The organism is Imtechella halotolerans, from assembly GCF_028743515.2.
GTDB classification, from domain to species: Bacteria; Bacteroidota; Bacteroidia; order Flavobacteriales; family Flavobacteriaceae; genus Imtechella; species Imtechella halotolerans.
Window position 1 is genome coordinate 2,931,251 of the sequence record NZ_CP117969.2, and the last position, 20,833, is coordinate 2,952,083.

The following is a 20,833-nucleotide window of genomic DNA, read 5'->3' on the forward strand; positions in this document are numbered from 1 at the left end:
TAACCCCAAAAAAGATACATTTGCACATATCATTTTATACTACAACACAATGAATATACCAGCTGAATTAAAGTACACAAAAGATCACGAATGGGTGAAAATTGACGGTGATGTTGCTACCGTGGGAATTACTGACTTTGCCCAAGGAGAATTAGGAGATATTGTTTATGTGGAAGTGGAAACTGTTGATGAAACTCTTGATAAAGATGAAGTTTTTGGAACAGTTGAGGCTGTTAAAACAGTATCTGATTTATTTTTACCATTAACGGGTGAGATTATTGAATTTAACACAGAATTAGAAACAGAGCCTGAAAAAGTAAACAACGATCCTTATGGAGATGGTTGGATGATTAAGGTAAGATTTTCTGATGACGCTGAGGTTGAAGCCTTGCTTTCAAGTGAGCAGTATAAAGAACTAATTGGTGTTTAAGAAACATTTTTTTAAAATACTTTTTATAAGCTGGGTGATTGTGATATCAATTCTCAGCTTATTTTCGTTTAACGCTCAAGCTATTAATATGCAAGGAGGTGATAAGTTGGCACACTTCCTATTTTATAGCATTTTTACTCTTTTAATGATAGCTACCCTGAGATATGAATGCTCAGGTAAATTTCCTTTTTGGAAGATAGTTGTATTAAGCGGGGTTCTTGCTTTCTTATTTGGGGTGTTTATAGAGTTTTGCCAAGACTATTTTACAACTAACCGTATGATGGAAGTTAAAGATATACAGGCTAATGCGTTAGGCATAGTTTTTGCAATTCTAATTATCAAACCAATTGAGCCTTTATTAGAAGCATTAAAAAGAAAAATTTAATTGCTTTTAATTGAAATATATTTTTAAATTAGCAAACACAAAAAATAGAATTATGGAACTCAAGAAAAATCCTAAAGCCGACTTAACCAAGAGAAGTGGTTTATACTTTGCGATTGGGTTGGCCTTAATTTTAGGTCTTACGTATTTGGGAATGGAATGGAAGACGTATGATAAGGTTAATGATTTCGTTCATACAATTCAGGTAGATGATGATCTTACCGAAGATATTCCTATTACTGAGCAATTAAATACACCGCCACCGCCACCAGCCCCTGAGGTAATTGAGGTTGTTGAAGATGAAGCTGAAGTAGAGGAAAAGGTAATTCAGTCTACTGAGGTTCAAAAGGAAGAGAAAATCGTAAAGGTTGATGATATTAAGGAGGTAGAGGAGGTTATCGATGTAGACGTGCCTTTTGCAGTTATTGAAGATAAACCTATGTTTCCTGGATGTGAGAATGTTTCTAAAGATAAGCAATTCGATTGCTTTAAATCTAAATTGGATGATCACGTTCGTAAAACCTTCCGTTATCCTGAAATAGCTCAAGAAATGGGCGTGCAAGGTAGAGTTTATGTTAGCTTTCGTATAAATAAAGATGGTACCATTACCGTATTAAATACTCGAAGTCCAGATAAAAACCTTGATGCTGAAGCGCGACGTATTATTGAGAAGTTACCAAAATTAATACCTGGAAAACAACGTGGTAAACCGACTCCGGTAACCTTTGCCTATCCAATTGTGTTTAAATTGAACTAGTGTTCCAATGCTATATAAGAAAAACCCGAGAATTTCTCGGGTTTTTTTATGGTTGATTTTTAATATCGTTTTTGCTAGATAAGAGATACTTAAACCTATATATGGAAGAGTACATTGGGTGGTGTGTACGACCATTGATATAGTCTTCTAGGTTCGTTGAATTGTGAAATTTTTATGCTTTATAAGTATAATTCCTTTTTTTAATAATCTTAAAGAGGAATTTAAATGGTGTCTTAAACTTTACATGTTCACTATGGGGAGGGAGCAGAAATTAAAATGTGTATTATTCATTGATACCTTTATTGCTGAATTTTTCAATGTGCCATCAATCATAATACTAGCCTGTGTTTCACCCTAACTTAAATGTGTAATTATGTTTATTGTCGGTTATTAAATGGATTTATTTAATTGGTTTACCGATTATTAATATGAAATTTTTACCTCTCATATTGTTAAATTTGATAATTGTATTTTGCTCTGTTGTGGTATAGGCCTATCTTTGCAGCCCTTATACGGGAGAAATAGATGATAAGCGCTTTGATAAGTAGAATAAAGACAGGAACATTTACTTTGGTATTTGATGATTTTAAGCAAATTACTAAGGTAGGTCTCTCCTTGAGTGTTGTTTTTTCTTCACTTGCGGGGTATCTTTTAGGTGCCAATACCATTTCATATAATATTTTGATTTTATTGGCTTTTGGAGGTTATTGTATGGTTGGTGCCTCCAATGCTTTTAATCAGGTAATTGAAAGGGATTTAGATGCCCTAATGAAGCGTACTCAAAATAGACCTATCCCTTCTGGTAGGATGAGTGTTCAAACAGCGTTAATTATAGCGGTTGTGTTTACCATAGTGGGTATTGCTGCCTTGTATATTGTAAATCCAAAAACAGCAATGTTTGGAGGAATTTCTATATTTTTATATACAAGTGTTTATACTCCATTAAAAACGCGTACTCCTTTATCTGTGTTTGTGGGTGCCTTTCCTGGGGCTATTCCTTTCATGTTAGGTTGGGTTGCGGCCACAAATGATTTTGGAATTGAAGCTGGGGTATTGTTTATGATTCAGTTTTTTTGGCAGTTTCCACATTTCTGGGCTATAGGATGGGTACTTTATGATGATTATAAAAAAGCTGGATTTAACCTTTTACCAACTGGTAAGCGGGATAAAGCTACTGCCTTGCAGATTATAATGTATACCTTTTGGATGATGATTGTGGCTGTTATTCCTGTAACTGGATTAACAGGAGCTTTAAAGCTTTCTGTGGTTTCAGCTATCATTATTTCCATATTTGGTTTAGTAATGATGCTTTATGCATTCAGGCTTTACCACCGTAGAGATAATATTGCTGCCCGACAGTTGATGTTGGCTAGTGTACTTTATATTACAGTGATTCAGATTATATACGTGATTGATAAATTTGTGTAACAAATGGATTTAACTCAAGGAAGTTTTAAAGAAAAAAACGATCGGGCTAAAAAGATGATGCTTTGGTTCGGTATGGTTAGCGTTGCAATGACTTTTGCAGGACTTACTAGTGCTTATGTGGTTAGTAGTAAAAGACCGGATTGGTTGCATGATTTTCAAATGCCTTCAGCATTTATTTATAGTACGCTTGCTATAGTATTGAGCAGTGTAACATTTCATTTAGCAAAAAATGCCGTTCAAAAGAATGAAAGAGGCTTGGCAAATACCATGCTTGTTACTACCTTAATCTTGGGTGGTCTTTTTGTTGGACTTCAATTTTTCGGCTTTACTCAAATCATTGAATTGGGTTACTATTTTACGGGAAGTGAGAGTAGTGTGACTACTTCATTTTTATATGTCATAGCTTTTGCGCATATTGCACACGTATTTGCTGGTATTGTTGTACTTTTGACTGTAATTTATAATCATTTTAAACAACGATACTATCCTGGTCAAACCCTTGGAATTGAACTGGGTGCTATGTTTTGGCATTTTCTTGATTTTCTCTGGGTTTACCTGATTTTATTTTTCTATTTCGTTGGATAGGAAAAAAACGTAAATTTGAACAATTTTTTAAAATAGACTACTTTTTTATGGAAGCTACTGTTACGAATACAGCCACGGAAGAAAAAGTTTGGAGCGGAGGCAATCAACCATTGGGTGCCAGCTACGGCAAAATGATGATGTGGTTTTTCATCCTATCTGACGCCTTAACATTCTCTGGATTTTTGGCTGCTTATGGTTTTTCTAGATTTAAGTTTATTGAGATTTGGCCAATAGCTGATGAGGTGTTTACCCATATACCTTTCTATCATGGTTCACCTCAGCCGATGATCTATGTTGCGTTTATGACATTTGTGTTAATTGTTTCTTCTGTTACTATGGTGTTGGCGGTTGATGCGGGTCATAAAATGCAGAAATCAAAAGTAGCATGGTATATGTTTGCTACTGTGCTTGGAGGTTTGATTTTCGTTGGTTCCCAAGCTTGGGAATGGAAGACGTTTATCAAAGGAGAATTTGGTGCAATTGAAACGAAATCTGGAAATATTCTTCAATTTGTCGATGCTCAGACTGGAAAGCAAATTGCTTTAAGTAGTTTCGTTCAACCAACTGATACGGAACGAGTGACGCATACGCGCAAGGATGGTATTTGGTTTACTAACGAAGGGACTCTTCCAACATATACCGTTTCTGATGTTGTCAATAGTGTTAAGAATAATACTAATGTAGTGGTTCGAACGGAATTATTAAATGAGCACGGACATAAGACTATTCTTTCTAGAGATGAGTCTTTAAAAAAGTTAGAAAGTGCAAAATATGTAGTGGAAGGAGCGAATCTTATTAGAAATGAATATGGGCATCGTTTATTTGCTGATTTCTTTTTCTTTATAACGGGCTTCCACGGATTCCACGTGTTTTCAGGAGTTGTTATCAACATTATTATATTCTTTAATGTTCTTTTAGGGACCTATGAGAAGAGAAAGAGTTATGAAATGGTTGAGAAAGTAGGGTTGTACTGGCACTTTGTTGACCTTGTTTGGGTATTTGTATTTACTTTCTTCTATTTGGTTTAATAAAATTACACGTATAAGATATGGCACACGATCATCATAATTTGGCAATATTTAGAGGACTTATCAAATTTAAGTCTAATGAGCAAAAAATATGGGGAGTTCTATTATTGCTTTCTATTATAACCGCTATAGAGGTAGTTTTAGGTATTTATAAGCCGGAGTCTCTAATGGCTAAGGTTATTGGTATGAAGCTGCTTAATTGGATATTTATAATTCTTACGATAGTAAAAGCATACTATATTGCATGGGATTTCATGCACTTACGTGACGAAAAGGCGAGTTTTCGCTGGTCACTTGTTTTGCCTTTGATTATTTTAATACCTTACCTGTGTTTCATTCTTTTGAATGAAGGGAATTACATCCATGAGGTATTTAAAAATGGCTTTGTAACCTGGAATTTCTAAGGTATATTTAACAATAATAAAAGTCCCGCTTTGACGGGACTTTTTTACATTTGTACTTTGCTAAAACAGGCCTGTTTGTCTGAATTTTTGCTAATTTTTAAACTATGAAAAAGAAGTTAGTATTAGGCGCTTTATTTGTACTACCAATCGTTGTGTATCTTTTTTTTGCTTCTGGAGTGTACAATTTTGCCAAACTCCCTGTACTTACCGCGAATGTAAGTGATATTGACGCCTTTGCGACTAAAGAAGGTCAATCGGAATCTTTAAATGGTAAAATTTCAATTCTTTGTTTTTTAGGAGATAATTCGGAGGTCAAGAAAACAAATGCGTTTAATCTTCACGAGAAGATATACAAACGTTTCGGAGGCTTTAATGATTTGCAGTTTATTATGTTGTTTCCTGACGGGACAAATAAGAAGGTTGAAGAATTAATGCAGGAACTCGGACAATATAGTGATGTGTCAGGTTGGAAATTGCTGTACGGTACCCCAGAGGAATTGCAATTAATGCATAGCAGCCTTAAAACAGGAGGGTCCTTAGATTCTCATAGTGCAACACCTTATGCTTATATAATTGATACTGAATTAAATCTTAGAGGTCGAACAGATGACGAGGATTATGGTAAGCTTTATGGGTATGACGCCACTTCTGTTGCGGATTTAAATAATAAAATGATTGATGATGTAAAAGTTATTTTAGCAGAATATAGATTGGCATTAAAGAAGTATGATAAAACTAGTACCAGAGATTCATATTTAAAGAAGACAAATTAAAAATGGTGGTATCATGAATAAAAAGATTTACTATTACATGGGATTAGGACTTGTAATCCTGATTTTTGGAATTTTTGCTTTAACTGAAATTTCACGTAGAGTTGAAAACAAAGAGGTCACTGATGTTGATCGTCATCAGGTAGGTAAGAAAAAAGCTGAAATGATGACTATTGGTAAGGCCCCTAAGTTTAGCTTTACTGACCAACATGGAAATATTATCTCTAATGCCACCTTTAAAGATAAGGTTTATGTTTTGGATTTTATTTTTACTACTTGCCCTAGTATTTGTCCAATTATGACTAAAAATATGGTAACAGTACAGAATGCTTTTAATAATAAGCCAATAGGAATTGTTTCTATTACCATCAATCCAGAAAATGATACTCCCGAGGTATTGAAGGCTTATGCCGAGGAATATGGAGTGACTAATCCGGATTGGCATTTTCTAACTGGAGACAAAGAAACCATCTATAAGTTGGCGAATGAAGGATTTAATTTGTATGCCGGTCAAGGAGATCAATTTGAAGGAGGGTTTGAACATTCAGGAATGTTTGCACTTATAGATAAGGATGGTAATATTGTGTGTAGAAAAGACAATTTTGGAAATCCAATTGTCTATTACGATGGTATTGAACCAGAAGGAATAGAAATGCTTATCAGTGATATTCAACAATTATTGAAAAACTAAAACAATTATATGAGCAACGTAAGTACTATTGAGAAGAAGTATAATGTATGGATAGTCATCCTTTCCATAGCAATACCATTGGTGGTAGCAGTATTGTTTACTGTTAAGATTCCTAATGTGGCACCATTATCTTTTCTGCCACCAATTTATGCTGGTATTAACGCTTTGACTGCTATATTGCTTGTATGGGCTGTAATGGCTGTTAAAAATGGGAATAGAACTCTTCATGAGCGTCTTATGAAGGTATGTATTGGATTGTCTGTAGCTTTCTTGGCAATGTACGTTGCTTATCATATGACCTCAGAATCTACTAAATTTGGAGGTGAAGGAGCAGTAAAGTATATCTATTTATTTATTCTTCTTTCACATATTTTACTTTCAATTGCCATTATACCATTAGTTCTTGTAACTTATGTAAAGGCTTTAGCCCAACGTTTTGATAAACATAAGCGAATAGCTAAAATTACATTTCCGATATGGTTATATGTTGCGGTGACAGGAGTGATCGTATATCTAATGATATCCCCTTATTATGTTCATTAACTTTTGAATGATAGAGATGTTTCCTAAACGTATAGTTTTTATAGCGATTCTTTTTATAGCCTTTTTATTGCCGCAGTTGGTAGATGCTCAATGTGCGATGTGTAGAGCAGTTTTGATTAGTGAGGAGGATGGTCGAGCGGCAGAAGGTATAAATGACGGTATCGTATATCTAATGGCAATTCCGTATATTTTACTTGGGGTACTTGGCTATTTCATTTATCGAAAGATGAAATAAGAACCTTAATTTGGTAAAATAATCACTTGGGTGTAACAAATACACTAAAGTATTGACTAACTTGTTGGATGAGTCGTAAATTAACTCAAAAATAGTCCGATAATGAAAGTTAAAATACTTATGTTGTGCCTATTTGTTTCTTTTGGAATTAAGGCCCAAACCAAAAAATGGACACTACAAGAATGTGTCGCTTACGCCTTAGAGAATAATATATCAATTCAGCAATCAGAGTTAGATTTAAAATCTGTTGATGTTGAAAGACTTGATGCTATTGGTGCCTTTTTGCCTTCAATTAGCGCCAATTCTAATTATGGGGCTAATACTGGAGCAAATATTAATCCAGCAACTAATCAGTTTGAAAATCAAACATTCTCTTCTTTTTCGGCTGGCGCTAGTGTTGGAATGAATTTGTTCTCGGGTCTTACTAATTGGCGTAGATTGCAACGTGCAAAATTAAGTAAGGTGGCAAGTGAATATCGTTTAGATAAAATGAAAGACGATATATCCTTGATGGTTGCAAATTCTTTTTTACAGATTTTGTTTAACAAAGAAAACGTAAAAGTACGACAAGCACAAATTCAGCTTACCATACAAAATGTTAATCGTACCAAAGAATTGGTTGAGGCCGGATCTTTACCTAAAGGAGATTTATATGAGATTGAGGCTACAATGGCAACCCAAGAGCAAGAGCTTATTAATGCTGAAAACGCATTGTTCATTTCTAAAATAGGATTGGCTCAAACACTTCTCCTTGAAAATTATGAGGAATTTGACATTGTAGATATGGATATGGACGTTCCCTTGGCTAGTATTCTTCAAGAGAGTCCTGAATCTATTGCTGATAAGGCTAAAGAGGTTCGAAGTGAAGTTAAAATTGCGACTACGAATGTTGAAATTTCTGAAAAAGCAGTTCAAATTTCAAGAGGGTCATATCTGCCTCGTGTATCTGGGTTTATAGGCTACAATACCCGTTGGTCTGAGAGTATTAATATTGATTTCCAAAGACAATTATTCCTCTTTGATGGAACTTCAATTGGAGTTCAGCTTAATGTTCCAATTCTTAATGGATTATCCGCAAGAAATAATGTAAAGCGAGGTAAAATTACTTTGGAAAATAACAAACTTCAACTTACTCAAGCAGAACTTGATTTAGAGCGAAATGTATATCAAGCCTATAAGGATACTGAAAATGCTCAAAAGAGTTATGATGCTGCCCTTAAGACGTTAAGTGCTAGAAATCTTTCTTTTGAATATGCTCAAGAGAGGTATAATGTGGGCCTAATGAATGCATTTGATTATAATCAAGCAAAACTTCAATTTGATAATGCTCAATCAGAGGTAATTAGATCTAAATACGACTATATTTTTAAACTTAAAGTGCTGGAATTTTATTTTGGAATTCAAGTATTAGAATAATCAACGGTAACTATCATGAATAAGAAAAGAATTATCATTATTTTATCTATTGCATTACTGCTCATTGTTTTAATAATGGGTAAAAAACAAGGTTGGTTTGGCGATAGTGGTGATTATAAAGAGGTCACATTTCAAAAGTTGTCTAAAATGACAATTGTGGAAACAGTCTCGGCTACTGGGAAAATTCAACCTGAAATTGAAGTTAAAATATCTTCAGAGGTATCAGGAGAAATTATTGAATTGGCTGTAGTAGAGGGTCAACAAGTTGAAAAGGGGGATTTGTTGGTTAGGATTAATCCAGATTTATATCAATCTAGCTTAAGTAGAACCCAGGCAAGCTTACAGAATGTCAGAGCAGGATTACAACAAGCTGAAGCTAGTTTGAAAGAGACGGAAGCTAACTATCAACGTAATAAAGGGTTGTATGATAAAGGAGTTATTTCTAAAGCAGAATGGGACAAAATAGTGTCGTCTTATGAGGTAGCAAAGGCATCAAAGCAATCTGCTTATTATAATGTTCAAAGTGCTTCAGCCACAGTGAATGAGGCTCAAGATAATCTTAAGAGAACTACAATTTACGCCCCTGTATCCGGAACTATTTCTAAACTTGATATCGAATTAGGTGAGCGGGTTTTAGGTACCCAACAAATGGCAGGAACCGAGCTCATGCGTGTAGCTAACCTTCAAAACATGGAAGTGGAGGTAGATGTCAATGAAAATGATATTGTTAAAATTGCTGTAGGTGATAGCGCAGATGTTGAGGTAGATGCATATCTTAAAAAGAAGTTTAGAGGAATTGTTACTAATATTGCTAATACGGCTAATGCAACAACAAGTGCTGATCAAGTAACTAATTTTAAAGTTAAAGTGCGCATTCTTGAGGAGTCCTATAAGGATTTGTTAGAAGGTAAACCTGAAACCTATTCTCCTTTTCGACCTGGAATGACAGCTACTGTTGATATCATTACTACTACTAAAAATGATATAGTTGGTGTTCCTATAAGTGCAGTAGTGGTTAAAACAGACACCAGTTCAGTTAAAAAAATTGTAATTTCTGAAGAAGCTACAGCTGGAAAAGAAGAACGTTTTGAATGTGTTTTTGTAAAAGATGGAGAAAATGCTAAATTGCGTGTTGTAAAAACAGGTATTCAAGATGACACTAATATTGAGATTATCGAAGGTTTAAATGGGGATGAAGAAATTATAACAGGACCTTATGCCTTAGTTTCTAAAACTCTTAAATCGGGAGATAAAGTAAAGTCTGTCACTGAAAAGCCTAAGAAAGAAGAAGAAAAATGATAAGCCACATACTGTGTATTGAGACTTCGGGAACCAATTGTTCGGTTGCGATTTTTAATAAAGATCAAATGGTAATCCTTAAAGAGACCAATACCGGAAGCTTTTCACATGCTGAAAACTTACACAAATTTATTGAAGAAGCACTAAATGGTGCTTCTTTGTCTTTTCATGATATAAGCGCAATTGCGGTTAGTATGGGACCTGGTTCCTATACTGGATTGCGCATAGGAGTCTCTGCTGCCAAAGGTTTGTGCTTTGCTTTAAATATTCCGTTAATCGCTATTCCAACACTGCGATTACTTGCAAATGCAGTCAAGTTAGAAGAAGGTGTGGTAGCACCCATGCTAGATGCTCGTCGCATGGAGGTTTACGCTGCCTTGTATGACGTACATAATGGAGTTGAGCTGAGAGAAACTAAAGCTGAAATTCTAGATGAAAATTCCTATCATACATTTTTAAAGAATGGAATAGTAACCTTTGTGGGGGATGCAGTTAATAAGGCTAAGGAGTTGATTGTTCACGAAAATGCCAACTTTATTGAGGATATATATCCTTCTGCGCTTGAAATGGGAACGCTTGCCTTTGAAAAATTTCAGCAGCAAGCGTTTGAAGATGTGGCTTATTTTGAGCCTTATTATTTAAAAGATTTTGTGGCCGGTAGATAGAAGGCTTTCTAATAACTTTTTATAGCATTTAAAGCTTGAATGAAATCTTCTTCTTTACGTAAGCTATTTTTGTTTTTTTCTAAATATACTTCCATGGATTTTTTGTGGTCATTATCTAAGTTATTTAAGAGATCTTTTTTCTTCAATTTGATTTCTTTTGGGGTCTTTTTCTTTGGTGTAATAATGTAATATTTTACCTCATCGATGAAGTGAGCCTTGTTGCCTGTGTCGTAGCCTGTTTTAGCTGGGGTTGCTTCAACGAATTTTTTAATCGGTTTTTTGAGCAATAGAACCTCACCTTCATTTAGTACCATAAAATATCCTAATAAAGAAAAATAAACAAACTTGTCTGCTCCTATGACGGTTGTTAATTCTTCATTTTTAGTCATGAAGAATTTTTCATTTTTCTCATCTGAAATAACAATCTCATCATTGTAAGCATCGTAGTTGCTCAGTCGAGTTACAAGGTATTTGCCGTTTTTGTACACTTTAGAAGTAAGGTCAAATTTGTAAAAATACTGAGATCCCTCAACTTCAGCATTGATTGGATTTGCTTTTGTCTGTAATAATGAAGAAGAATATGGGTTTTGATCTGTAAATACTTGACCAAACGATTTTGCATTGAAAGCCAATAGAGTTGTTAATAAAATGACCTGTGTTAATCTCATGATTTTTTTTTCTAAATATAAGATTTTTTCACATAAATATCCCTTTGCGGGAATGGTATTTCAATTCCGTTTTGATCAAAACGAAGTTTTATTTCTTCCATTACAAAGAAATACATATCCCAATAATCTTCATTTTTAGACCAAAATCTAAGTGAAAGGTTGACAGAACTATCCGCAAGTTCAGCAACGTAAACCACTGGAGCTGGGTCTTGAAGAATTTTTTCATTAGATCTGGCTATTTCCAAAAGAATTTCTTTTGCCTTTTTTATGTCCGAACTATACCCAATACCAGCAATGATGTTTGCACGACGATTTTCTTCTTTACTGTAGTTTATAATATTGTCATTATAAAGTGGTCCATTTGGAACAATTGCTAATTCATTTCCAAAGGTGTTTATACTCGTTGAGAAAATGCTTATTTCCTTAACTGTTCCTTTTATTCCTTTGGCTTCTATAAAATCACCCACTTTAAAGGGTTTAAATAAAAGGATGAGTACTCCGCCTGCAAAGTTAGAAAGTGATCCTTGAAGAGCCAATCCTACAGCCAAACCAGCAGCACCTAATATGGCAACAAAGGAGGAATTCTGTACCCCCAATTTTTGAATTACTACAATAAAGAGTAATGCTTTAAGTAGCCAGTTTATCAAGTTAGCCAAAAATTTACGCAGGGTAATTTCCACCTCACGCCTAACCATCATTTTCTTGAAAACTTTGTTTATCATTCCAATCATCCAAAGACCAACAACCAAGATGAGGACGGCTGAAATAAGATTGGGGATAAATTCGTACATTTTTTCAATAAGGTAACTAACTAGGTTTTTAGTGTCATTAAGTGATAATTGTAATTTTTCCAAAACAATAGTATTATTAAAAAGTTAATTGAATTCAGTTTTTAAGGGTGGTAAATTTTGTTAATACTTCTTGGATGTTTTCGGTGGGAAGTTGGCAGGAATTATCTCTGCAAAGATAGTAAACTCTTCTATTATCAAAAAACCTATTAGCGAGTAGTGGTAGATTACTTTCTTTGTTAGTCCCGCTTAAAAGTACCTGAGGGAGATAGGATTTCCATAGTGGCCTCGCCATCTGATCAAGATCATCACCACATATAGCAATTTCATAAAAGGGGATACAAAGCTTTAAATAAAGTGATAACCAATTTGCGTGGCTATAAGGAAAAGTAATACTATCTTTTTCCATGTTTAGTAACATTTGTTTAGCTACTTTGTGATAGTATTCCGTATTGAAATGATGGGATAGGGCTAGTAGATTATGTCCCATTATCGAATTAGCTGAAGGTATCACATTGTCAGTCTTATCAATTGGGTTAATTATAAGAGTGTTTGTTTTAATGGAATTGTAAGTAAACATGCCGCTCTTCGGGTCATAAAATGAGTCGAGAGTATGATCAGTTAAAGCTTTCGCTGTTAATAGCCAATAATCGTTAAAGGTAATTTCGTATACAGAAAGTAATGCCTCAATGGTGCAAGCGTAGTCTTCCAAAGTCCCATATAAACGTTTTTGTCCACTCTTATAAGTGTGCCAAAGTTGATAAGAGTCATCTAAAAGCAAGTCTAATAGCGCTTGCATGGTTTTAATTGCCCTATTTTTGTATGATTCCTCTTGGAAAGAGGTGTATGCATCTACATATGCTTTTACCAGAAGAGCATTCCATGATGTTAATATTTTATCATCAAGTCTTGGTTTCGATCTCTTTTTTAAGGCCTGTCTCAGTAAATTTTTACAATTGTTTAGTTTATTGCTGAGTGTTACTATGTTCAAATCATACTCTTCAGCAATTTCATGATTACTCTTTTTTTGAATGAAAACATAATGACCATCTTCCCAATGACCAAATGCATTCACATTATAGACTTCTGAAAAAAGAGCGTAATCATCTTTAAGGAGGTCTTTAAGTTCCTCTTGGGTCCACCCATAATATGCGCCTTCTTCTAAATTGTTGTTTTTATTTAAACTATCAGCATCAAAAGATGAAAAGAAAAGTTCTTCATTGCTTTTCCATTCCGACTCAATAAAGGAAATGGTCTGCTTTACAATGTCATTATAGAGTGGGTCGGAATTGGTTTTGAATGCGTTGCTGTAAAGTGATATTAATTGGGCGTTGTCATAGAGCATTTTTTCAAAATGTGGTATATGCCATTTGTTGTCCACAGAATATCTTGAGAATCCGCCAGATAGGAGGTCATAAACCCCTCCCCAAGCCATACGCTTCAAGGTTAAATGTACATGCTCCTTAATGGTAGCGTCCTCAAGTAGATGTCCATATTGAAGAAGGAATTGATAGTTTACGGGCATCATGAATTTGGGGGCTCCTTTCATTCCTCCATAAAGATTGTCAAAATGTTCGGACCAATCAGTTACTGCTTTTGTTAGGGTAGATAATTGTAGTTCTGTTATCGGTTGCTTTTCGACCAGATTTACAGTGTGTAAACCTTGTTCAAGTTTTTTTGCATAGGTTAATACCTTTTCTGGCTGGTGTTGGTAAAGTAAAGACAACTTTTGTAGGGTATCCATCCAATCTGTTCTTTTGAAATAGGTACCTCCCCAGAAAGGCCTGCCATCAGGTAGGCAGACTACATGAAGTGGCCAGCCACCACTTCCTGTCATAATTTGGACAGCATTCATATAGAGCATATCTACATCTGGCAATTCTTCTCGATCAATTTTAATATTGACAAAGTGGGTATTCATAACTTCAGCAGCTTCAATACTTTCAAAGGTTTCGTGTTCCATAACATGACACCAGTGACAGGCTGCATATCCGATACTTATTAGTAAAGGTTTTTGAAGTCTTTGAGCTTTACGTAAAGTGTCTTCGTTCCATGGGTGCCAATGAACTGGGTTGTTGGCATGTTGCAGAAGATATGGGCTACTTTCGTATTGAAGAAGATTGGGTTTCATGATTCTAAGGTACAATGAAAACCAATAAAAACCCTACCCAAGCTGTTTTTTAAGAAAGGATTAACTTGGTAAAATTCAGAATTTCATGGTTTTGAGTGAATTAAAATTGAATTTATTCAATTTCAAAAGTGATTTTCACATTTACACGATATTCAACGATTTTATTCTCTTTTACGGCCGCACTTTGATCTTGTATGTATACAGATCGAATGTTTTTCACTGTTTTGGAAGCATGAGCTACGGCGTTAGAAGTGGCGTCTTCCCAACTTTTAGTTGAGTTCGCCATTAATTCAATTACTTTTAGAATAGACATGGTTAAAATTTTATAGTTATTTATAATACTTTTAAGGTACAAAATATAAGCTGTTTAACCAAAAATTTTAAACTCGTAGTAATATTTTGGTAACATTTAGTTAACTTTAGATTTAACAAGTTAATGGACTTTTGTGGTCTGTAAAACCATAAGTATGGATCAACTATATCTATTTATGATTATGGCGCTTTTTGCGCTAGCAATTGTCGATTTAGTAGTAGGGGTAAGTAATGATGCTGTCAACTTTTTAAATTCTGCTATCGGTTCAAAGGCTGTCTCAATGAAAACAATAATGATTGTTGCCAGTGTGGGAGTTGCCATTGGAGCCGTTTTTTCAAGTGGAATGATGGAAGTAGCACGAAGTGGAATTTTTAATCCACATGGCTTCTACTTTAATGAAATCATGGTGATTTTTATGGCGGTAATGCTAACGGATGTATTACTTCTTGATTTATTTAATTCACTAGGATTGCCCACTTCAACTACGGTCTCTATTGTATTTGAATTATTAGGTGCTGCTGTCTGTGTAGCTATCATTAAGATTTATGGAAGTGGACAAGAATTGTCTGCTTTGATAGATTATATTAACACTCAGAAAGCTACAGAAATTATATTCGGTATTCTAATTTCTGTGGTAATAGCATTTACCGTAGGTACCATAGTGCAATATATTTCCCGTTTAATTTTTTCATTCCAGTTCGAACGTAATATACGATATACTGGAGGTATTTTTGGGGGAGTGGCGCTAACCGCCCTTTCGTACTTTATTGTATTCAAAGGGTTGAAAGGAGTTACATTTATTTCTCCTGAAATGTTGGAATGGCTGGATAACAACATAAAGATGTTGTTGTTGGGATGTTTAATTGGGTTTACAATACTTTCGCAACTTTTAATAATGTTCTTCAGAATTAATATTTTAAAAGTAGTCATTGTAATTGGGACCTTTGGTTTAGCTATGGCTTTTGCGGGCAACGATTTAGTTAACTTTATTGGTGTTCCAATTGCTGCTTGGCAGTCTTTTGAGATGTGGTCAGCTTCTGGATTGTCTCCAGATGCGTTTACTATGGAAGGACTTGCCGGGAAGGTTAAAACGCCTACTTTGTTATTGTTGTTTGCTGGTGGAGTAATGGTAGTTACACTCTGGTTTTCAAAGAAAGCCCGGAATGTAATTGAAACTGGAATTAATTTATCTCGTCAAAGTGAAGCCGGAAAGGAACGTTTTGAGCCTAATTTTTTATCACGTCTAATTGTAAGAGGTACTGTAAATGTAGCTAATGCAGTAGAGTATGTTTTGCCAAAATCAATAGTAGCGAAGGTAGATGCGCGTTTTCAAAAGCCAGTAGAAAAGAAATCAAAAAAAGAGGATGCTCCTGCTTTTGACCTGGTGCGAGCTGCGGTGAATTTAGTGGTCGCTAGTATACTTATTTCCGCAGGTACATCACTTAAGCTACCGCTTTCTACAACCTACGTTACCTTTATGGTTGCTATGGGATCTTCCTTGGCAGATAGGGCTTGGGGTAGAGAAAGTGCTGTTTATCGTGTGGCGGGAGTGTTTAATGTAGTTGGCGGTTGGTTTGTAACGGCTTTTGTAGCGTTTATTGCCGCATTTATAATGGCTGCCGTTATTTTTTGGGGTAAAATATATGCGATATTGGTACTCATCATAATCGCAGTATTGTTATTATATAGAAGTTACATCGTCTATAGAAATGCTGAAAGAGAGAAGAGTCAAAAGCGTCGTTTTGATCGTGCCGATTTAATTACTATTAATGAGATAATTAATGAAAGTTCTGATAATATTTCAAGAGTAATTTCTAGTGTAAATGAAATTTATGCTACAGTAATTGATAATCTTGGTAAGCAAGATTTAGTAAAACTTAAAAAGAGCAGAAAGAAGCTTAAGAAGTTAGAGGATGAGGTGGATGAACTTAAGAGTGATGTATTTTATTTTATAAAATCACTTGATGAAACTTCTGTAGAGGCTAGTAAATTTTATATTCTAATTCTTGATTACTTGCAAGATATGGTTCAGTCTATTGGGTATATTGCACGAAATAGTTATACTCATGTGAATAACAATCATAAGAATTTAAAATTTAATCAAGTACGTGATCTAAAAGGGATCTCTGATAAGTTTAATGTATTGTTTACTGATATTACAACCACATTTGAAAAGGAATCGTTTGGTAAATTAGAGAAAATCATCCTGGAGCAAAAAGAACTTCAAGACCATGTTTCTCTTTTAATTCAAAAGCAAATTGATCGTATTCGTACAACGGAGACGAGTCCTAAGAATACAAAGCTTTACTTTAGTTTGTTATTAGAAACTAAGGATCTTATTGCTGCAACCATTAATTTGTTGTTGCTATTCCAAGAGTTCAATAAGGACTATAAGAAAATAGTGAAGTAAAGTAGATTTTAAGGATATAAAATAAAAGGGGTAGACTTTATGTTTACCCCTTTTAGTATTTATTATTTGTAATTTATTAACCGTTTATGGCTTCTACTCGAAGTTGTGGATTGTGTAGCATTTCTTTCAGCATGGTTTCGATTCCATTTTTTAATGTAAATGTGGAAGAAGGACATCCGCTACATGCACCTTGTAATATTACTTTTACCATATTCGAATTCTCATCATAGGATTCAAATAAAATGTTTCCTCCATCACTTGCTACGGCTGGTTTAATGTATTCTTCTATGATGTTAATAATTTCTTTGGACGTCGTATCTAATGCTTCAAATGCCGTATCTGTAATTATGTTTTTATTGGATGTTAACATTGCATTTTCATCGATAATTTCTTTTCCGTCAGTGATATAGTTACGAATAAATTCCCTTAATTCCATGGATACTTCATTCCAATCAGCCATATCATACTTGGTGATTGAAATATAGTTTTCGTCCATAAAAACCTCTTTTACAAAAGGAAAATGAAATAATGCAGTAGCCAACGGGGCATGAGATGTGTCATCTATAGATTTGAATTCATGTATAGCAGCTACTAATTTTTTATTCGCTACATATTTCATTACACTAGGGTTTGGAGTGTTTTCAGCGTATATTGTTACGGGGACTTTCTTTTTGGATTCATCATCTAGTACCACTGGGTTGCCACTATTTAAGTAGTCTTCTATTTGTTCAGCAACTTCATTTTGTACATCCATCCATTCAACGATACTGTAACGTTCAATAGCGATAAAATTACCAGATATGTATACAGTTTTTACAAATGGCAAATAAAAAAGTTGTTGAGCTAGAGGTGAATTTTTGGCCTCATCTATATTTTTGAATTCATAATTGTTTTTAACCAGAAAAACTGGAGCTTCCATTTTGATTATAGTTGGATTACTGGTTTCTTGTATGTTAAGTGTTATTTTATCCATATCGGTTTATTTTTTTACAAAATTACAAAAAGTAGCTGAGGCTTGTTAGTTTTTGTAGCTGTTAAAAGGGCCTTGATCTTATCGTTTCAAATTGTAGTAAGTAAATTGTACTGTTTGATTTTTTGTTTATTTTTTATCGTTCCTTTTGAGGTGAAGAACTCTTTGTGGAAAGGAAGTATTTTAGTTATTTATTGATGGGAGTATTAAGTCTTCCATATCACATTTTATATGAATGTATTGTAATAACAAAAGCTAGTTTGAATACCTTGTTTTGTGAATCTAGAGATTTTGTAATATTATTTGTCTTGAGGGTCAGTATTTAGCAGAAATTTATATCTTTGGTTTCTATGGGAAAATTCCTATGGGTGTGGTTGTGAATTGCAATGGTTTTTATCACCTATTTGATCTTTTTTTTGGTTTGTTATGATTATTAGGTGAATAATTAATTGAGTGATTCATGTGTAGCTAGTTTAAAATCTTTTTATGTATATTTTAATTTTAATAGATGAAAAATAGTGGTTTTGTAAGATGGTACCAGCAAATTAAACAATTGTTGGTCTTTTCGGTCCTTATGGTCATTCTTCTATTTAGTAGTAAGTCTTTGGCTCAAGAAGGCATACCTGTTTACTTTGATTACCTTACCGATAATTACTATTTAATACATCCATCTATGGCAGGTGCTGGGGATGGGGGAAAAATTCGTCTCACAGCAAGGAAACAATGGTTTGGGGTAGATGATGCACCTGCACTTCAGACACTGAGTGCAAATATGCGATTGGCAGAAAGGTCCGGAATTGGCATGATTGCTTTTAATGATAAAAATGGGTACCACTCTCAATCAGGAGGAAAAATCACCTATGCTCATCATATTAATTTGGGAAGTGGTAATTTGTTGAACCAACTTTCTTTTGGTATGAGTGCTGGTTTTATACAAAGTAGACTTGATGAATCAGAATTTTTAGCAACGGGGATTTATGATCCGAATATCCACGGTGGATTGGGAAATGCCTCCTATTTTAATGTGGATTTTGGTGTTTCCTATCATATTGGTGAGGTCTTTACTCATCTTACAGTGAAAAATGCTTTAGGTAGTGAGCGTAATTTGTATACCGCAGCAGAATTTGATAATCTTAGAAGGTATTTGGTATCCTTGGGTTTAGTTATTGATGGTAATGAGTGGCAGTATGAACCTTCTGTAATGTTTCAATTATCCGAATTTACCAAGGAAAAGAGTATTGATGTAAATGCTAAAGTATATAGAGATGTTAGTTTTGGTAAAATATTTGGAGGCTTGTCGTATAGGAGAAGTTTTGATGGTGCCCAGTATATAGATAATGGGGAGGTTAAATCTCAAAAGTTAAATCTAGTGTCACCTATCATTGGAATTAATTATAAGAATTTTCTTTTTGCCTATACCTATACAAACCAAGGAGGGGATATGAGATATGATAATGGAGGTTTCCATCAAATTACTTTAGGATTTGACTTTCTGCAATCAGGTAGACGCTGGGATTGTTATTGCCCAGCTGTAAATTATTAGTGAAATATGATAATTAAGAAAATAAAAGGTAAAGCTCCAAAAATGGGGTTGGATTGTTACGTAGCTGAGAATGCTACAATTGTGGGAGATGTTGTAATGGGAGATCAATGTAGTATATGGTTTAATGCAGTAATTCGAGGAGATGTTCATTATATTAAAATGGGTAATAAAGTAAACGTACAGGATGGTGCCGTTATTCATGCTACGTATCTAAAATCTCCGACTACAATAGGGAATAATGTTTCAATTGGTCACAATGCCATTGTTCATGGTTGTACAATTCATGATAATGTCCTTATAGGGATGGGAAGTATAGTGATGGATGACTGTGTTATAGAAAGTAATAGTATCATAGCAGCAGGTGCAGTAGTCACTCAAAATACGCGAGTAGAGGCTGGAAGTATTTATGCCGGAGTACCAGCTCGGAAAGTAAAAGATATAAGTCAAGAGCTAATTTCTGGAGAAATTAATCGCATTGCAGACAATTATGTGAAGTATTCTGGTTGGTTCAAAGAAGAATCAGAGTAGATTTAAAAATCCATGTAGGTTACCATTATTGTTTCGGAAGGTTTTACAAACTGTTTTAGTATTTCCAATTGTGAATTTGTGTGTAGTTTGTGTACACCTAATCTAGTGCGGTCTAGTTGCAAAAGGTTTTTGTGTCCCAGTATATTCTGAGTCTGTTTCGCTACTGCTTCACCGGAATCTATAATTGTGATGTGCTTGGGAAGTATCTTTGTAATTTGTGGAATTAAGTAGGGGTAATGGGTGCAACCAAGAACTAAAAAATCAATGTTTTTTAGCAACATTGGCTTTAGATATTTACTTAGAAGATGTTCCATTTCTTTGGAATGGATTTCTCCCTTTTCGATGAGAGTAACAAGTCCTTCGCCAACTTGTTCTATGACATCAATACCATCACTGTATAGTTGGGTTGTTTTATGAAATAAATCACTACTAAGAGTTCCTTTGGTAGCTAAAATGCCAATAGTTTTTGTTTTACTTTGAAGTGCAGCTGGTTTAATTGCGGGTTCGATACCTACAAAAGGGATATCGTATTTCGCTCTTAAATGAACAATGGCATTTGTTGTAGCGGTATTGCATGCTACTACAATAATCTTGCAATTCTGGTTTAGAAGCCATTCTGTATTCTTCTCACTTAATGCAATTATCTCCTCCTTCGATTTTTGTCCATAGGGAGCATTCTTACTATCTGCCAAGTAATAGGTGTTTTCATATGGGAGTAGCTGTATGATTTCTTTCCATACAGATGTTCCGCCTATACCGGAGTCAAAAATACCAATGGGTTGAGAGGAAGTCATAGGTACAAAAATAAAAAGTGTTCGTTTGCGGCGAACACTTTTTATAGAATATTTT

General features: G+C 34.6%; 23 protein-coding genes. 17 read left to right on the top strand and 6 right to left on the bottom strand.

Translation table 11 applies throughout. The features are described 5' to 3' along the window. Positions 1–49: 49 nt before the first annotated feature. The 14 genes from gcvH to tsaB all read left to right on the top strand — a co-directional run bounded on the left by gcvH (position 50) and on the right by tsaB (position 10,633). Positions 50–430, top strand: coding sequence for a glycine cleavage system protein GcvH (gene gcvH, locus PT603_RS12980; RefSeq protein WP_008237633.1), 381 nt, complete (start codon positions 50–52; stop codon positions 428–430). Further along, positions 423–815, top strand: a complete 393-nt coding sequence (locus tag PT603_RS12985) for a VanZ family protein (protein ID WP_008237634.1) — start codon at positions 423–425, stop codon at positions 813–815. Before gcvH ends, PT603_RS12985 begins: the two co-directional genes overlap by 8 nt. Before the next feature lie 52 nt (positions 816–867). After that, the gene (locus PT603_RS12990) at positions 868–1,569 is read left to right on the top strand and encodes an energy transducer TonB (protein ID WP_274237799.1); all 702 of its coding nucleotides are present in this window, start codon (positions 868–870) and stop codon (positions 1,567–1,569) included. Positions 1,570–2,094: 525 nt separating this feature from the next. Beyond that, a complete protein-coding gene (gene cyoE, locus PT603_RS12995; protein WP_008237637.1) occupies positions 2,095–2,997 on the top strand; it encodes a heme o synthase in 903 nt (300 codons plus the stop codon). Positions 2,998–3,000: 3 nt separating this feature from the next. Further along, on the top strand, positions 3,001–3,582 hold the full coding sequence (locus PT603_RS13000) for a cytochrome c oxidase subunit 3 (RefSeq protein WP_008237638.1): 582 nt from the start codon (positions 3,001–3,003) through the stop codon (positions 3,580–3,582). Between the two features lie 47 nt (positions 3,583–3,629). Continuing rightward, positions 3,630–4,610 (top strand): cytochrome c oxidase subunit 3, encoded by a 981-nt coding sequence (locus PT603_RS13005; protein WP_008237639.1) that lies wholly within the window; start codon positions 3,630–3,632, stop codon positions 4,608–4,610. A 20-nt stretch (positions 4,611–4,630) separates the two neighbouring features. Next, a complete protein-coding gene (locus PT603_RS13010; protein ID WP_008237640.1) occupies positions 4,631–5,014 on the top strand; it encodes a cytochrome C oxidase subunit IV family protein in 384 nt (127 codons plus the stop codon). A gap of 104 nt (positions 5,015–5,118) precedes the next feature. Then, positions 5,119–5,787 carry a hypothetical protein gene (locus PT603_RS13015; protein ID WP_008237649.1) on the top strand — a complete coding sequence of 223 codons (669 nt, stop codon included), beginning with the start codon at positions 5,119–5,121 and terminating at the stop codon, positions 5,785–5,787. A gap of 13 nt (positions 5,788–5,800) precedes the next feature. Next, the gene (locus PT603_RS13020; protein WP_008237650.1) at positions 5,801–6,475 is read left to right on the top strand and encodes an SCO family protein; all 675 of its coding nucleotides are present in this window, start codon (positions 5,801–5,803) and stop codon (positions 6,473–6,475) included. A gap of 9 nt (positions 6,476–6,484) precedes the next feature. Next, positions 6,485–7,018 (top strand): DUF420 domain-containing protein, encoded by a 534-nt coding sequence (locus PT603_RS13025; protein ID WP_008237651.1) that lies wholly within the window; start codon positions 6,485–6,487, stop codon positions 7,016–7,018. A 7-nt stretch (positions 7,019–7,025) separates the two neighbouring features. After that, positions 7,026–7,253 (top strand): CAMCR motif-containing small membrane protein, encoded by a 228-nt coding sequence (locus PT603_RS13030; RefSeq protein ID WP_008237652.1) that lies wholly within the window; start codon positions 7,026–7,028, stop codon positions 7,251–7,253. 102 nt (positions 7,254–7,355) lie between these two features. After that, positions 7,356–8,669: a TolC family protein gene (locus PT603_RS13035; RefSeq protein WP_008237653.1), complete on the top strand. Its 1,314-nt coding sequence runs from the start codon at positions 7,356–7,358 to the stop codon at positions 8,667–8,669. Positions 8,670–8,684: 15 nt separating this feature from the next. Beyond that, positions 8,685–9,968, top strand: coding sequence for an efflux RND transporter periplasmic adaptor subunit (locus PT603_RS13040; protein WP_008237654.1), 1,284 nt, complete (start codon positions 8,685–8,687; stop codon positions 9,966–9,968). After that, on the top strand, positions 9,965–10,633 hold the full coding sequence (tsaB, locus tag PT603_RS13045; protein ID WP_008237655.1) for a tRNA (adenosine(37)-N6)-threonylcarbamoyltransferase complex dimerization subunit type 1 TsaB: 669 nt from the start codon (positions 9,965–9,967) through the stop codon (positions 10,631–10,633). The genes PT603_RS13040 and tsaB overlap by 4 nt, the downstream gene beginning before the upstream one ends. An 8-nt stretch (positions 10,634–10,641) precedes the next feature. On the opposite strand, the gene PT603_RS13050 is transcribed toward tsaB, so the two are convergent. From PT603_RS13050 to PT603_RS13065, 4 genes are all read right to left on the bottom strand, one after another. Next, on the bottom strand, positions 10,642–11,301 hold the full coding sequence (locus PT603_RS13050; protein ID WP_008237656.1) for a hypothetical protein: 660 nt from the start codon (positions 11,299–11,301) through the stop codon (positions 10,642–10,644). 11 nt (positions 11,302–11,312) lie between these two features. After that, on the bottom strand, positions 11,313–12,155 hold the full coding sequence (locus PT603_RS13055) for a mechanosensitive ion channel family protein (protein WP_008237658.1): 843 nt from the start codon (positions 12,153–12,155) through the stop codon (positions 11,313–11,315). A 31-nt stretch (positions 12,156–12,186) separates the two neighbouring features. Next, a complete protein-coding gene (locus PT603_RS13060; RefSeq protein ID WP_008237660.1) occupies positions 12,187–14,220 on the bottom strand; it encodes a thioredoxin domain-containing protein in 2,034 nt (677 codons plus the stop codon). Between the two features lie 112 nt (positions 14,221–14,332). Beyond that, entirely contained in the window at positions 14,333–14,533 is a 201-nt protein-coding gene (locus tag PT603_RS13065; RefSeq protein ID WP_008237662.1) for a dodecin family protein, read from the bottom strand. A 154-nt stretch (positions 14,534–14,687) separates the two neighbouring features. Between PT603_RS13065 and PT603_RS13070 the strand changes: the two genes are divergently transcribed. Continuing rightward, positions 14,688–16,943, top strand: a complete 2,256-nt coding sequence (locus PT603_RS13070) for an inorganic phosphate transporter (protein WP_008237663.1) — start codon at positions 14,688–14,690, stop codon at positions 16,941–16,943. 76 nt (positions 16,944–17,019) lie between these two features. On the opposite strand, the gene PT603_RS13075 is transcribed toward PT603_RS13070, so the two are convergent. Continuing rightward, positions 17,020–17,916: a NifU family protein gene (locus PT603_RS13075; RefSeq protein WP_008237666.1), complete on the bottom strand. Its 897-nt coding sequence runs from the start codon at positions 17,914–17,916 to the stop codon at positions 17,020–17,022. A 505-nt stretch (positions 17,917–18,421) separates the two neighbouring features. Between PT603_RS13075 and PT603_RS13080 the strand changes: the two genes are divergently transcribed. Together PT603_RS13080 and PT603_RS13085 are read left to right on the top strand one after the other, a co-directional pair. Then, complete coding sequence (locus PT603_RS13080; RefSeq protein WP_081483478.1) at positions 18,422–19,456, top strand: PorP/SprF family type IX secretion system membrane protein; 1,035 nt, start codon at positions 18,422–18,424, stop codon at positions 19,454–19,456. Positions 19,457–19,462: 6 nt separating this feature from the next. Beyond that, the gene (locus tag PT603_RS13085; RefSeq protein ID WP_008237670.1) at positions 19,463–19,984 is read left to right on the top strand and encodes a gamma carbonic anhydrase family protein; all 522 of its coding nucleotides are present in this window, start codon (positions 19,463–19,465) and stop codon (positions 19,982–19,984) included. A gap of 2 nt (positions 19,985–19,986) precedes the next feature. Here PT603_RS13085 and murI read toward each other — a convergent pair whose 3' ends face one another. Then, a complete protein-coding gene (murI, locus tag PT603_RS13090; RefSeq protein ID WP_008237672.1) occupies positions 19,987–20,778 on the bottom strand; it encodes a glutamate racemase in 792 nt (263 codons plus the stop codon). Positions 20,779–20,833: the final 55 nt, after the last annotated feature.

Bases quoted from the DNA above. Each gene is read 5' to 3' on its own strand.
- gcvH (WP_008237633.1), top strand. From the start codon at position 50: ATGAATATACCAGCTGAATTAAAGTACACAAAAGATCACGAATGGGTG.
- PT603_RS12990 (WP_274237799.1), top strand. From the start codon at position 868: ATGGAACTCAAGAAAAATCCTAAAGCCGACTTAACCAAGAGAAGTGGT.
- cyoE (WP_008237637.1), top strand. From the start codon at position 2,095: ATGATAAGCGCTTTGATAAGTAGAATAAAGACAGGAACATTTACTTTG.
- PT603_RS13000 (WP_008237638.1), top strand. From the start codon at position 3,001: ATGGATTTAACTCAAGGAAGTTTTAAAGAAAAAAACGATCGGGCTAAA.
- PT603_RS13005 (WP_008237639.1), top strand. From the start codon at position 3,630: ATGGAAGCTACTGTTACGAATACAGCCACGGAAGAAAAAGTTTGGAGC.
- PT603_RS13010 (WP_008237640.1), top strand. From the start codon at position 4,631: ATGGCACACGATCATCATAATTTGGCAATATTTAGAGGACTTATCAAA.
- PT603_RS13015 (WP_008237649.1), top strand. From the start codon at position 5,119: ATGAAAAAGAAGTTAGTATTAGGCGCTTTATTTGTACTACCAATCGTT.
- PT603_RS13020 (WP_008237650.1), top strand. From the start codon at position 5,801: ATGAATAAAAAGATTTACTATTACATGGGATTAGGACTTGTAATCCTG.
- PT603_RS13025 (WP_008237651.1), top strand. From the start codon at position 6,485: ATGAGCAACGTAAGTACTATTGAGAAGAAGTATAATGTATGGATAGTC.
- PT603_RS13030 (WP_008237652.1), top strand. From the start codon at position 7,026: ATGATAGAGATGTTTCCTAAACGTATAGTTTTTATAGCGATTCTTTTT.
- PT603_RS13035 (WP_008237653.1), top strand. From the start codon at position 7,356: ATGAAAGTTAAAATACTTATGTTGTGCCTATTTGTTTCTTTTGGAATT.
- PT603_RS13040 (WP_008237654.1), top strand. From the start codon at position 8,685: ATGAATAAGAAAAGAATTATCATTATTTTATCTATTGCATTACTGCTC.
- tsaB (WP_008237655.1), top strand. From the start codon at position 9,965: ATGATAAGCCACATACTGTGTATTGAGACTTCGGGAACCAATTGTTCG.
- PT603_RS13050 (WP_008237656.1), bottom strand. From the start codon at position 11,301: ATGAGATTAACACAGGTCATTTTATTAACAACTCTATTGGCTTTCAAT.
- PT603_RS13060 (WP_008237660.1), bottom strand. From the start codon at position 14,220: ATGAAACCCAATCTTCTTCAATACGAAAGTAGCCCATATCTTCTGCAA.
- PT603_RS13065 (WP_008237662.1), bottom strand. From the start codon at position 14,533: ATGTCTATTCTAAAAGTAATTGAATTAATGGCGAACTCAACTAAAAGT.
- PT603_RS13070 (WP_008237663.1), top strand. From the start codon at position 14,688: ATGGATCAACTATATCTATTTATGATTATGGCGCTTTTTGCGCTAGCA.
- PT603_RS13075 (WP_008237666.1), bottom strand. From the start codon at position 17,916: ATGGATAAAATAACACTTAACATACAAGAAACCAGTAATCCAACTATA.
- PT603_RS13080 (WP_081483478.1), top strand. From the start codon at position 18,422: ATGAAAAATAGTGGTTTTGTAAGATGGTACCAGCAAATTAAACAATTG.
- PT603_RS13085 (WP_008237670.1), top strand. From the start codon at position 19,463: ATGATAATTAAGAAAATAAAAGGTAAAGCTCCAAAAATGGGGTTGGAT.
- murI (WP_008237672.1), bottom strand. From the start codon at position 20,778: ATGACTTCCTCTCAACCCATTGGTATTTTTGACTCCGGTATAGGCGGA.